Below are 12,825 nucleotides of genomic sequence, written 5' to 3'. Positions count from 1 at the left end.
CCCACCCTCGTGGTGGGCGTTTTTCGTGACCGCTCACGCCCCCTCTTTCACAAGCCGAAACATTTCCCGCCTTGACGGCAATTGCTTAAATACTAACAATTCTCACTTGTATTTACCAAGGAGCCGGCCATGCCTCTTCCTCCCCTGTGGCGAATCAGCGCCTGCGCGGCGCTGCTCGGCCTCGGCCAGAACGGCCTGCTGGTCGCACTGCCGGTGCTGGTGGAAGGCTTCGGCCTGCCACTCTCGCAGTGGGCCGGTTTGATCCTGCTGGGATCGATGCTGTTCCTGCTGGGCAGCCCCTTCTGGGGGCGGGTCGCCGACCGCCACGGCGCACGAGGCGTGGTGATCCAGGCCCTGCTGGGCTACGTGATCAGCTTCGCCCTGATCGGCCTTGCCCTGTGGGGAGCGGCTCGTGGCTGGCTGAGCGACGGTGCCCTGCTGGTCGTGGTGGCCCTGGCACGGGTGCTATATGGCCTGACGGTCTCGGGCATGGTGCCGGCCTGCCAGCAGTGGTCGCTGGCCCTGCATGGCGGAGAGGAGCGGGTCAAGGCGCTGGCCGCCATCAGCGCCGGCCTCAGCAGCGGTCGGCTGCTGGGGCCACTGGTCGCTGCCGCCAGCCTTAGCCTCTCCGCCCATGCCCCCTTCGTGGTGATGCTGCTGTGCGGCGCGCTGGCCCTGCTGCTGCTCCAGGGGGTACCGGCCCCCCGCGTCCCGCCATCCGCCGGCCGGACCGTTCAACGGTCACCACGGGCCCTCGACCTGCTGCCCTGCCTAGCCATCGCGCTGCTGCTGGCGATGTCGGTATCGCTGATGCAGCTGGCCCTGCCCGGGGCCCTCCAGGGCCGGCTCGCCATCGATGCCACCCGGGCCGGCCACCTGATGGGGATCCTGCTGTCGCTCGGCGCCCTGGGCGCACTGGCCACGCAACTGGGGATCACGCGCCACTACCGGCTGTCGGGTTACGCCCTGCTGGCCCTGGGGGCGCTGGGGCTGGTGGCCGGCTACGGCCTGCTGGCGACGACCGCCGGCCTGGCCGGGTTCGGCCTGGGCGTGGTGATCGCCAGCGTCGGCGCCGCCCTGGCCGTGCCCGGCTATACCGACGCCGCCACGCGTCACCAGGCCCCAGGCGCCAGTGCCGGCCTGCTGGCCATGGCCCATACCCTGGGCTACGGCGCCGCGACGCTGGCGGTGAGCCTGGTCGCCGCCTCCCGGTTGCTGCCGCTGTCCCTCGCCGCCGCTTGCATCCTGTTGCTGCTCGTCCCCATGACCCGGGGCCGCTTCCAGGCCACGCCGGCAACCTCAAGCGTCACCACCCACGACTGAATCAGGCCCGCATGCCGGGCCAGGAGGGAACCCAACCGACTCACAAAAGTTAAGAATTCTCATTAGCTTTATTATTTTCAACAAGGAGGTTGCCGCCATGGCAATAGCTACCGATGCTCCCCACCTGCCCGAGGTCGACCCGGCCGCATGCTGCTTCTTCAATGCCCTGCTGCGCGAGACCCGCGGTTGGCGGCTCGACAATACGGCTCATGGAGAGATAGCGCGCCTGCCCGTCGACGACGGCGAACTGCAGCTGCGACTGCGCCACCGCAGCGCCAGCGGTGAATGCCGCTTCCAGTGGCCCATCCTGTGGCACAAGGAGGGCGCTCCCAGAGCGGTCGACTTCGCCACCGCCCTGGAACGCATCCTGGCGACGCCGGCCCTGGTGGGCACACTCGATGCCGCCACCCGTGACGCCTTCCGCGAGCGGGTGCTGGAGAGCCGGGCCAATACCCAGGCCAGTCTCGACGACCGGGAGGATCTCGCCCACCTGCAATGCGGCCCGCTGACCTTCGCCGAGGCGGAGCAGGGCCTGCTGGCCGGCCACGCCTTCCACCCGGCCCCCAAGTCCCGCGCCCCGTTCAGCGAAGCCGAGGCCCGCGCCTACTGCCCCGAGCACCGCGCCCGCTTCGGACTCGCCTGGTGGGCGGTGGCCCCGGAGCTCGCGGCCGGCGACTCCAGTCGCGGCACCAGCGCCACCGGCCTCGCCCTGGACCTGCTGCCCGCGAACCTCGCTGCACGCCTGCCGGCCGGCTTCACCGCCCTGCCCATGCACCCTTGGCAGGCACGGCAGCTGCGCCGCCGGCCCTGGGTCCAGGCCCAGGAGCGGCGCGGCGGGCTGCAGTGGCTGGGCAGCAGCGCCGCGGAGTGGTGGCCGACCTCATCGCACCGCTCGCTCTACGCGCCCCGGGCCCCCTGGATGGTCAAGGGCTCGCTGTCGGCACGCCTGACCAACTCGCTGCGCCTGCTCAGCGTCAAGGAGGTCCGGCGCGGCCTGCACCTGGACCGCTGGATGCGGGAACTCGACGTCACCCGGCGTTTTCCCGGCTTCGCCGTGATGCAGGAGCCGGCCTGGCTGGGCTGGCGCGATGCCGCCGGCGACATCGATCCCGCCAGCCTGGTGGTGCTGCGCGAGAACCTGCTGCTAGGAGCGGAAGATGCCGAGGCGGTGGTACTGGCCACCCTGACGCAGCAGCCTCTCGGCCCCGGCCACCAGACCCTGCTCGCGTCGCGCCTACGCGCCAGGGCCCAGGGCCTGGGCGAGCCGCTGCCCCGGGTGGCGCGTGTCTGGTTCGCCGCCTTCTGCGAGCGCGTGCTGACGCCCCTTTTCGGCCTGGCCGTGGAGGACGGCATCGTGCTGCTGGCCCATCAGCAGAACATCGTGCTGCGGCTCGACGATGGCTGGCCGGTGGGCATGTTCTACCGCGACTGCCAGGGCAGCGGCGTGGGTGACCGCTTCCTCGAACGGCATCCGCACCTCGAGCGTCCGCCGGAGAACCACTGGCCGCGGGCCACCCAGCGTCGCTATTTCCTCTACTACCTGCTGATCAACTCCACCTTCGCCGTCACCAGCGCCCTGGCGGCCGACGGGCTGATCGACGAAGCCACCCTGCTGTTCGACCTGCGCGCCCACCTCGAGGGATTGCGCGAACGACTCGACGGCGACCTCGACTGCCTGGACCACGCCCTGCTTGCCACCCGGCTGGAGGCCAAAGGCAACTTCTTCTGCTACCTGAGCGGCATCAACGAGGCCACCCTCGCCGAGCCGGCGCGCCTCTACCTGCCGCTGGACAACCCCCTGGCGGCCGCTGCCGCCACCACCAACCGCCACCAAGGAGTCCCGGCATGAGCATCACCCTGGACGCCCGGCCGCGTGCCGATATCGCCCTCGCCCCGCTGCAGGACGAAGCGGCCCGCCTGGACCGCGACGAGACGACGGGCTCGCTGATCGAGCGCATCGATGCCGTCTTCGCCCACCATCCCGGCCTGGCACTGCTGGTCCTGGAGCCGGCCGACTGGCAGGATCATGCCGACTGGCCTCGGCTGATCGAGGCGCTCGGCGGCGGCCGCATCCTGCGCGGCGACTTCTACCAGCAACCCTGGCACTGGCTGCGGCATCCGCCCGCCCGACCGGAGCAGACCCCCTTCGAGGTCTCGAGCGGGCACCCCAGGCGTCCCGCCGAGCCGAGCGGCCTCGTCTATCGGCGCGCCGATCCACGCCTCGGGCGCACCTTCTCGCTGCGCCTGATCGAGCCCGAACGCGACCTCGAGCGCTTCGTGCACTGGATGCACCTGCCGCGGGTCGCCGAGTTCTGGGAACAGGCCTGGCCCGCGGACGAGCTCGCCGACTTCGTCGCGCAGCGCCTCGCCGATCCGCACACCCTGCCGCTGATCGGCGAGTTCGACGGCCGCCCCTTCGGCTACTTCGAGCTCTACTGGGCCGCCGAGGACCGCCTCGCCCCCTACTACCCCTGGGCCTCCTTCGACCGCGGTCTGCACCTGCTGGTGGGCGAAGAGGACGTCCGCGGGGCGCATTTCGTCGATGCCTGGCTGGGCGCGCTGTCCCACTATGCCTACCTCGCCGAGCCGCGCACCCGTCGCCTGGTGCTGGAGCCGCGCCACGACAACCGCCGCCTGTTCCGTCACCTCGAGCGGCTGGGCCTGTCGCGGCTGCGCGACTTCGACTTCCCCCACAAGCGCGCCAGCCTGGTGATGGGGCAGCGCGAGCGCTTCTTCCGGGAGGTGCTGTGATGGAACCGCTCGACACCTGCCTGGCGCCCTACTGGGAGGCGGCCAATCGCGACCTGATCGCCAAGATGATCGGCGAGCTGGCCTATGAACAGGTCATCGCCCTGACGCGCGACGGCGACGGCCATCGGCTCGACCTGGGCGAGGCCGGGGCCTGGCGCTTCCGGGCCAGCGTCAACCTCTGGCGGCAACCCCGGGTCGACCCCGCGAGCCTGCTGCCCCCCGCCGGCGCCTCCCTCGAGGTCGCCGATTTCCTCCTCGCCCTGGCGCCGGCGCTCGGCATGAACGACACCCAGGTCGCCGAACACCTGGAAGACCTGTTCGCCACCCTGCGCGCCGACTGCCGGCTGCGCGAGGCCCGCCGCGGACTGGGCGCCGATGCGGCCATCCGGCTGCCCGAACCGCAACGCCAGCGCCTGCTCGACGGCCATCCCAAGTTCCTGTTCAACAAGGGCCGCCGCGGCTGGGGGCTGGAGGCCCTGGCGCGCTTCGCCCCGGAACACGGCAACGCCTTCCGCCTCGGCTGGGTGGCCATCGCCGCCGATGCCCTGGCATGCGGCGGCGGCCCCGTCGACGCCGCTCCCCTGCTCGACTCGGCGCTGGACGAGGACGAGAAGGCCCGCCTGCACCGGGCACTGGCCGAGCGGGTGGTGGACCCCGGCGCCTATCGGCTGCTGCCGGTCCACCCCTGGCAGTGGCAGCAGTGGCTCGGCCCCCTGCACGTCGCCGACATCGCCCATCGTCGCCTGGTCCATCTCGGCGAGTTCGGCGATGCCTACGTGCCGCAGCAGTCGCTGCGCACCCTGACCAACGTCAGCCGGCCGTCGGCCTACGACATCAAGCTGCCGTTGACCATCATGAACACCTCCTGCTACCGCGGCATTCCCGGGCGCTTCCTGCTCGCCGGCCCCGCCGCCTCGGCCTGGCTGAAGGCCCGGGCAGGCGACGACGAGGAGTTCGCCCGCGTGCACCTGGAGGTCCTCGCCGAACCTGCGGGGGCCGTACTGCCCCATGCCCAGTATGGCCGCCTGCCGCAGTCGCCCTATCGGTACCGCGAGCTGTTCGGGGTGATCTGGCGCGAGGCCCTGGCACCGCGCCTGGCGGCCAACGAGCAGGCATTGCTGATGGCCGAGCTGATGCAGGTCGACGAGGATGGGCGGCCCTGGCTCGCCGCCTACCTCGCGGCCGCCGGCGCCCATGACACCCACAGGGCGCAGGCCTGGCTCACCCGGATGTTCGAGGTCACCCTGGTGCCTCTCTGGCACCTGATGTGCCGCTACGGCGTGTCACTGATCGCCCACGGCCAGAATCTGACCCTGATCCTGCGCGACGGCTGGCCCCATCGCCTGGCCCTCAAGGACTTCCAGGGCGACCTGAGGCTGGTCGACGAGGACTTCCCGGAGGCCCACGACCTGCCCGCCGAGATCAAGGACGTCACGGTGCGCCTACCGCCGGAGAAGCTGATTCATGACCTGCAGACCGGCCACTTCGTCACCACCCTGCGCTTCATCGCCCCCCTGGCCGAGGCCTGCGGGATCTCCGAGGCGCCTTTCTATCGCCTCTGTGGCGACGTGCTCGCGGCCTACCGTGCTCGGCATCCCGAGCTGGCCGGGCGCTTCGACCGCTTCGAGCTGTTCGCCCCGCGCATCCTGCGCCTGACCCTCAACCGCGCCAAGTTCCTGCACGCCACCGATGCCGCTGCCGAGCGCATGCTCGCGGAGATGGAGCTGCGCGTCGACAACCCGCTGCACTTCGTCCGTCAGCCGGCCGATGTGGCCGGCACCACCACGACACAGGAGGTGTCCGATGTCTGACCCCGACGTTCTCGACCTGGCCGGCCTGGGCGCCGGGCCCTTCAACCTGAGCATCGCCGCGCTGGCCGACTCGCACCTGCCACGGCTCGCCACGCGCTTCTTCGAGCGCCGCCACGACCCGGTCTGGCACCCGGGGCTGATGCTCCCCGACACCCACCTGCAGACCGGTTTCCTCAAGGACCTGGTTACCGCCGTGGCCCCGGACAGTCGCCACTCCTTCCTCAGCTACCTGGTCGAGCACCGCCGCTTCTACCGCTTCCTCAACGCCGAGCTGGGCACCGTCAGTCGCGCCGAGTTCTCCGACTACCTCGGCTGGGCCGCCCGGCGCCTGGACAACGTCGCCCTCGGCGAGGCGGTGCGGGAGGTCCAGCTCGACGGCCGCGGCTTCCGGCTGCGCACCGACGCCGGCGACTACCGCGCCCGCCACCTCAGCCTGGGCACCGGCAAGCGCCCCTGGCTGCCGGACTTCGCCGAGGCGCTGCGTGGCCCCCACTGCCTGCATGCCGCCGAGATCGCCAGGACACGGCGTGACTTCGGCGGGCGACGGGTGGTGGTGATCGGCGGCGGCCAGAGCGGCGCCGACATCTTCCTCAATGCCCTGCGCGGGCACTGGGGCCAGCCGCGGGAGCTGCACTGGGTCTCGCGGCGGCGCAACTTCGAACCCCTCGACGAGACCACCTTCACCAACGAGTACTTCACGCCCGACTACACCCGCCGCTTCCACGGCCTGCCCCGTGAGGTCCGCGAGCGTGAAGTGGCGGCCCAGAAGCTGGCCAGCGACGGCATCACTCCCGCCGCCCTGCAGTCGCTCTACCGCGAGCTCTACCACCGGTTCGACGTGCTCGGCGAGCCCCGCTGGGCACGGCTCTTTCCACACCGCGAGGCCACCGCCCTGGACCGCAACGGCCTCGGCTTCACCCTGACCACCGAACATGGGCTCACCGGCGGCCGGGAACGCTTCAACGCCGACGTCGTGGTCTTCGCCACCGGCTTCTGTTCGCACCTTCCTGACTGCCTCGGCGACCTGACCCCGCGCCTGGAACGCAATACTCATGGCGAGCTGGTGCTGGGCCCCCACTTCGAAGCGAGCTGGGACGGGCCCTCGGCACACCGAATCTATGCGGTCAACGCCGGCCGCCACAGCCACGGCATCGCCGAGCCGCAGCTGTCGCTGATGGCCTGGCGCTCGGCGACCATCCTCAATCATGTCGCCGGCCACCAGGCCTTCGACCTGCACGAAGACGATGGCCCCATCGACTGGCAGCCCACAGCCGAGCTGCGCTGGGTCCAGGCAGTCTGACCTTGACTTGACTGCATGGTCTCGTTGCCCAGTGTCGCGGCCCGCCCGTCCATGGACAGGCGGGCCACAATATCGCTAAGGTCCGGAAAACGCCCGCGTTACCGACAGCCTTCACGGCGGCGGTTGGCCGGGCGGTTCTCCGGCTTCAGCGGGCAGCCGCCACACAGCGCCTCATCGGGCAGGCGATACTTGACGCAGCACAGACGCCGCACCCTCTTGGGCGCCTCGCCGCCCAGATCGAGATAGCGCACCGGCTGATAAAGCGGATTACGCCGTCCATCCGGCAGGATGCGCGTGTCGAGAAAGCGCAGCAGCGGCTCCCCGGCACCGGGAAAGCGCGGATGCCGCGAGCAGGTCTTGGCGATATATTCCACGTAATGACCGAGATTGCTCCAGAACACCTTGGGCGAAAGTCCCGACTCAGCAGCCAAGACCCCAATCACCGGTGCGCAGAGGTCATCGAACAGCGTTGTGAATCGTTCATCGGAGGCCAGTGACGCCAGGGGCTGCCCGCCATCGCGCAGCCACAGCCGCATCACCTCTCCCCGCTCGCCCAGCTCGACGCGCAGCGCCTCGGGCCGCACCGGTAACGCCCGCCCCAGCAACAGGTTGGCCACCAGTGTGGGGATCGAGACCAGGCTGAAGAGATACTTCGACCAGATCGACGTCGCCGCCTTCTGATCGGCCCCCTCGCCGAAGGTCGCCGTAAAGCGCTGCAGCAACCCATGCAGCGTCTCTTGGTCGAGGAGCGCGGCGGCAGTCAGCGTCTCTACCTCGTGGGTCCCGAAGCCCGGCGGCCTCAGGCTGTCCAGGGGCGGCTGACGATAGAGCGCCAGCAGCGCCTCGGCCGGATCGCCCAGGCGAGCGGGGTATTCCATCATTGCCGTCATACGCGACCTCCTGTCTGGGTGACGGATCGCCCGCCACGCATTCCTTACAAGCGCCGCAGCCCCCACATGAAGTAGGCACCGCCGATCAGCGAGGCGACCAGGCCCGCGGGTATTTCGTAGGGAAAGATCACCTGGCGACCCACCCAGTCGGCCAGCACCATCAGCAGCATGCCCACCAGTGCCGCCCCCAGCAGATGCTGGCGGGCCCGCGACAAACCCAGCAGCCTGGCCATGTGCGGTGCCAGCAGCCCGATGAAGGAGAGCGGCCCCACCACCAGGGTGGCGCAGGCGGTCAGCAGGGCCACCAATAGCAGCAGCAACAGGCGGGCACGGTTCAAGGCGATACCCAAGGAACTCGCGGTGGGGGCGCCCAGCGGCAGGATGTCCAGCCAGCGGGTGAGCGGCAGGGTGCACAGCGCCAGCAGCGCCGCCAGCGTCCCCACCACCAGGGCGCTGGTGAGGTCGACGTAGTAGGTGGAACCCGCCAGCCAGGCGATCACCTGCTGCCCGCGCGGATCGCCCCCTGCCAACATCACGCTGCGCACCGCATCGAACAGCGCCGTTACCGCCACCCCGGTGAGCAGCAAACGCTCGGGCACCAAGCCGCTGCGACGATTGAGTGCCACCAGGATCAGCAGGGTGGCGAAGGCGCCCAGGGTACCGATGCCCACCAGCATCCCACTGGTGGGCGCCGGAAGCAGGAAGAGCCCCAGGATCAAGGCGATGGCGCAGCCACCGCTGATGCCCAGCACCTCGGGGCTGGCCATGGGATTGCCGGAGAGGCGCTGCAGCAGCGTACCGGCCACTGCCAGCATCAAGCCGCTGGCGGCCGCCGCAAACACCCTGGGCATCCGCCACTGCATGACGTCCCAGCTGTCCAGCGACAGCCAGTACCAGCCATTCACCCCCTGCCCCAGCAGCAGCCCCAGCCCCGCCGCCAACAGCAGCCCGATGGCCAGGCGAGTGGCCAGGCGCCCAGGGGCGGGATGACGGTTGGCCAGCACGGCAGCCGGCTGTGGCGCCCGATCGCCCTGCAGCTTAAGGCGCGGGATCAACCACATCAGCAGCGGCGCGCCCAGGGCGCCGGTCACCGCACCGGTGGGGATCAGCGTTGGCAATACGCCCGTGACGTTCTGCAGCAGCAAGTCGGTAGTGGCCAGCAGCACCGCCCCCAGCAGCGTGCCCCACAGCAGGCGTTCGCCGAGACCCCGCGCCCCGGCAATGCGCACGATATTGGGCGCCGCCAGGCCGATGAAGCCGATGATCCCCACCACACTGACGATGCTGCCGGTGATGAAGACCGCCAGCCCCATACCGGCGAAGCGAAGATAGGTGAGCGATACGCCCAGGCTCTTGGCGCTGGCGTCGTCCAGTTCCAGCACCGCCAGGGGGCGCAGCAGGAACCAGGCCGCCACGCCTGCAATGGCCAACCGCGGCCAGAGGATCGCCACACCATCCCAGCCATTCTGGGCCAGCGATCCGGCTCCCCAGATCAGCAGCCCCGACAGCGCCTCGTGATTGAACAGCAGCAGCGCCGTGGCCAGCGCCCCCAGATAGAGATTGACCACCAGCCCAGCAAGCACCACCACGATGGGCGCCAAGCCCCGCCGCCAGGCCAGCATGAACACCAGCCCCACCGCCAGCCCGCCACCGGCCAGCGCCACCCACTCGCGACCCACGACCAACAGCCCGGGCGCCAGCAACGTCGTCGCCATCAGTGCGAGATTGGCTCCCGACGCCACGCCCAGGGTGGTGGGCGACGCCAGCGGATTGCGCAGCACCTGCTGCATCAGCACCCCGGCCAGGGCCAGCCCCCCTCCGGCCAGCAGCGCGATCGTCAACCTGGGCCACCAGGCGTAATACAGCAGCAGCTCGCCGACTTCCTTGAAGGACGGCGCTACCAGCGCCTTCAAGCCCAGTTCAAAGCCCCCCTGCCCCTCTAATCCTAGCCAGAACAGTATCAGCAGAGGCAGACTCAGCAGCAGACAGGAACGGGCTGGCGAGAGAACGCGGCGCGTGTCCACCGTCATCTGCCAGGCCCCTCTCGCTGTGCGTCCACTTCCTGGTTCACGTCGTCGACCATGCTCCACCATGTTTATCCATCGTCACGGACAGAGGGTAACTGAAAACGATTATCAGTAGAATTAAGATTCGCTCCGCATTTGACGGCGCGCCCTCTTTTGGACAAAATGCAAATCAGTCTCATTGAGATTTTACATGGTGTCCCATGACGACGGAACGCTCTCAGCTCTATTACACATGCGTATTCCTGCATGTTTCTTTTCAGGCCGTCCACAATGCAGTGGCAAGCAAACCCAAGGGGGACGATACGCCCTGCTGGCTGGATGCCCAGATGCTGAGGATGCTGTACGACGAGCTGCAGCGTTGCCGGTGGGAGGCCTCGCCCTTCAAGGACGTCCGTGAGTCACTGGATACTGCCATCTACCATTGCGGCCTGCTCATGGCACAGTGCCCTGCCGCCCTCAACCGCCAGCTTTGCCAGCACCATCTCAAGGCCATCATGGCGCCGCTGCAGGAGGCCTCGCTGCTGCTATCGGGCGATATCCGCCGGATGACGGCCACCCAGCCTGCTTCGCCCGGCCAGCGGCTGCGTCATTGGCTCGGTTGGTAGCATCACCAAGGATTCATCATGCTCGAAGTCAAGGGCGCCACCTTCGAAATCAACGGGAAACCCCTGCTGAAGCCCCTCGAACATTGCTTCGAGGAAGGCAAGGTCTACGGTTTGATCGGCCACAACGGCTCGGGAAAGTCGACATTGATCAAGCTGCTGGCCCAGCAGCAACCCATCACTCGGGGCGAGGTCCTGCTCGAAAAGCGCCCTCTGCATGATTGGGGTAAAAGAGAGTTCGCCCGTCGCGTCGCCTATCTGCCCCAGCATCTGCCCAGCGCCGAGAATCTGACCGGTCGCGAACTGATCGGCTTTGGCCGCTACCCCTGGCACGGCCTGCTGGGGCGCCATACCTCCGGGGACAAGGCCGCTATCGGGCGGGCCATCGAGCTCAGCCACACGGAAGCCTTCGCCGACCGCCTGGTGGATACCCTTTCCGGTGGCGAACGCCAGCGCGTGTGGCTGGCCATGCTGCTGGCCCAGGAGAGTCGCTTCCTGCTGCTCGACGAACCGCTGGCCGCGCTGGATATCGCCCATCAGATGGAGGTGTTGGCCCTGATCCGCAAGCTGTGCGACGAGCTGAAGCTATGCGTGATCATCGTGCTGCACGACATCAACATGGCCTCGCGCTACTGCGACGAGCTGCTCGCCCTGCACAGCGGCCGGGTGCTGGCCCACGGCTCCCCCGAGGCGATGATGACCGATGCCACGCTGGAGGCTATCTACGGCCTGCCCATGCGGGTCATGCCCCACCCCAGCGGTGAACACCGTATCGCTGTCGCCCACTGATCGAAGCGCTCTTACGATGCTCCAGTTGGCCAGCTTGCCTCGCAGGGCGGCCATGTTCCTATCGCTGTCGCGCAGGCCTAACGCAATCGCCGCAGCCAAAGGCTGCGGCGATTGTCGGTAAGCGCGTTTGCGCGCTGGTCAGGAGGTGGCTTGCTGGTAGCGGCGCTCCACGTCCTCCCAGTTGACCACGTTGAAGAATGCCTCGACATAATCCGGGCGCTTGTTCTGGTACTTCAGGTAGTAGGCGTGCTCCCACACGTCCAGGCCCAGCACCGGCGTGTTGCCGTGCATCAGCGGGCTATCCTGGTTCAGGGTGTTCTCGACCACCAGCTTCTTCTCCGGGGTCACGCTGAGCCAGGCCCAGCCGCTGCCGAAGCGCCCAAGGGCCGCCTTGGTGAAGGCCTCCTTGAAGGCATCGAAACCGCCAAGTTCGCTGTCGATGGCCTGGGCCACCTTGCCCTGGGGCTGGCCACCGCCGCTGGGCGCCATCATCTGCCAGAACTTGGAGTGGTTGGAGTGGCCACCACCATTATTGATGACCTCCTGCCGCTTCTGCTCGGGTACCCGGTCGATATTGGCCAACAGCTCGTCCACCGGCATATCTTCCAGGCCGGTACCTTCCAGAGCGGCATTGAGCTTGTCCACGTAGGTCTTGTGGTGACGCGAGTGGTGTATCTCCATGGTCATCGCATCGATATAGGGTTCCAGCGCATCATAGGCGTAGGGAAGTTCGGGTAGTGTGTGCGGCATAGGTCAGCTCCTCCATGAAGCAAACGAAATAGGGGCCGAAGCCCTCGACTCATCGGTACAGCATGGCAAAGCCTGACACTTAATGCTAATAGCTATTGTTACTGTCTTGTATAGCCAAGCTTCATAAAATCGTATCGCCATGACCAGCAAGGCCTGACAACGAAAGAAGCCGACCCTCGCTTGAGGGTCGGCTTCTTCCGGTATGCAACTGCCCGTTCTTTACAGCTTGCTCTCGAGCTCCGGCAGGATCTCGAACAGGTCACCGACTAATCCATAATCCGCGACCTGGAAGATCGGCGCCTCCTCGTCCTTGTTGATGGCGACGATCACCTTGGAGTCCTTCATGCCGGCCAGGTGCTGGATGGCTCCCGAGATACCCACGGCGATGTAGAGCTCGGGTGCGACGATCTTGCCTGTCTGGCCCACCTGCATGTCGTTGGGCACGAAGCCGGCATCCACCGCGGCGCGGGAAGCACCAATGGCGGCCCCCAGCTTGTCGGCAATGCCGTCGAGCAGCTTGAAGTTCTCGCCGCTGCCCATGCCGCGGCCGCCGGAGATGACCACCTTGGCCGCGGCCAGCTC

11 protein-coding genes are annotated in these 12,825 nt (G+C 68.2%); 7 read left to right on the top strand and 4 right to left on the bottom strand.

All coding sequences use genetic code 11. The features are described from left to right. The first annotated feature begins 129 nt into the window (after window positions 1-129). From LY622_RS08095 to LY622_RS08075, 5 genes are all read left to right on the top strand, one after another. Complete coding sequence (locus LY622_RS08095) at window positions 130-1,323, top strand: MFS transporter (RefSeq protein WP_234290431.1); 1,194 nt, start codon at window positions 130-132, stop codon at window positions 1,321-1,323. Window positions 1,324-1,420: 97 nt separating this feature from the next. Next, entirely contained in the window at window positions 1,421-3,172 is a 1,752-nt protein-coding gene (locus tag LY622_RS08090) for an IucA/IucC family protein (RefSeq protein WP_234290430.1), read from the top strand. After that, a complete protein-coding gene (locus tag LY622_RS08085) occupies window positions 3,169-4,074 on the top strand; it encodes a GNAT family N-acetyltransferase (RefSeq protein WP_234290429.1) in 906 nt (301 codons plus the stop codon). The genes LY622_RS08090 and LY622_RS08085 overlap by 4 nt, the downstream gene beginning before the upstream one ends. Then, on the top strand, window positions 4,074-5,885 hold the full coding sequence (locus tag LY622_RS08080) for an IucA/IucC family protein (RefSeq protein ID WP_234290428.1): 1,812 nt from the start codon (window positions 4,074-4,076) through the stop codon (window positions 5,883-5,885). The genes LY622_RS08085 and LY622_RS08080 overlap by 1 nt, the downstream gene beginning before the upstream one ends. Further along, a complete protein-coding gene (locus LY622_RS08075) occupies window positions 5,878-7,185 on the top strand; it encodes a lysine N(6)-hydroxylase/L-ornithine N(5)-oxygenase family protein (protein WP_234290427.1) in 1,308 nt (435 codons plus the stop codon). The genes LY622_RS08080 and LY622_RS08075 overlap by 8 nt, the downstream gene beginning before the upstream one ends. A 98-nt stretch (window positions 7,186-7,283) precedes the next feature. On the opposite strand, the gene fhuF is transcribed toward LY622_RS08075, so the two are convergent. Both fhuF and fhuB read right to left on the bottom strand, forming a co-directional pair. After that, window positions 7,284-8,075, bottom strand: coding sequence for a siderophore-iron reductase FhuF (gene fhuF, locus LY622_RS08070; RefSeq protein WP_234290426.1), 792 nt, complete (start codon window positions 8,073-8,075; stop codon window positions 7,284-7,286). Window positions 8,076-8,119: 44 nt separating this feature from the next. After that, complete coding sequence (fhuB, locus tag LY622_RS08065) at window positions 8,120-10,105, bottom strand: Fe(3+)-hydroxamate ABC transporter permease FhuB (RefSeq protein ID WP_234290425.1); 1,986 nt, start codon at window positions 10,103-10,105, stop codon at window positions 8,120-8,122. A gap of 323 nt (window positions 10,106-10,428) precedes the next feature. On the opposite strand from fhuB, the gene LY622_RS08060 reads away from it, so the two are divergent. Together LY622_RS08060 and LY622_RS08055 are read left to right on the top strand one after the other, a co-directional pair. Next, window positions 10,429-10,707 (top strand): hypothetical protein, encoded by a 279-nt coding sequence (locus LY622_RS08060; protein WP_234290424.1) that lies wholly within the window; start codon window positions 10,429-10,431, stop codon window positions 10,705-10,707. A gap of 18 nt (window positions 10,708-10,725) precedes the next feature. Further along, window positions 10,726-11,493 (top strand): ABC transporter ATP-binding protein, encoded by a 768-nt coding sequence (locus LY622_RS08055; protein WP_234290423.1) that lies wholly within the window; start codon window positions 10,726-10,728, stop codon window positions 11,491-11,493. Window positions 11,494-11,631: 138 nt separating this feature from the next. Here LY622_RS08055 and LY622_RS08050 read toward each other — a convergent pair whose 3' ends face one another. Together LY622_RS08050 and LY622_RS08045 are read right to left on the bottom strand one after the other, a co-directional pair. Next, complete coding sequence (locus LY622_RS08050) at window positions 11,632-12,243, bottom strand: superoxide dismutase (protein ID WP_234290422.1); 612 nt, start codon at window positions 12,241-12,243, stop codon at window positions 11,632-11,634. A 219-nt stretch (window positions 12,244-12,462) separates the two neighbouring features. Then, window positions 12,463-12,825 (bottom strand): FAD-binding protein (locus LY622_RS08045; RefSeq protein WP_234290421.1); only part of this gene is annotated, 363 nt, incomplete at its 5' end.

The sequence above is a fragment of the Halomonas alkalisoli genome (assembly GCF_021412585.1).
GTDB lineage: Bacteria > Pseudomonadota > Gammaproteobacteria > Pseudomonadales > Halomonadaceae > Halomonas > Halomonas alkalisoli.
Note: the sequence above shows the minus strand (reverse complement) of the source record. Positions and strands in the feature narration are given on the sequence as shown.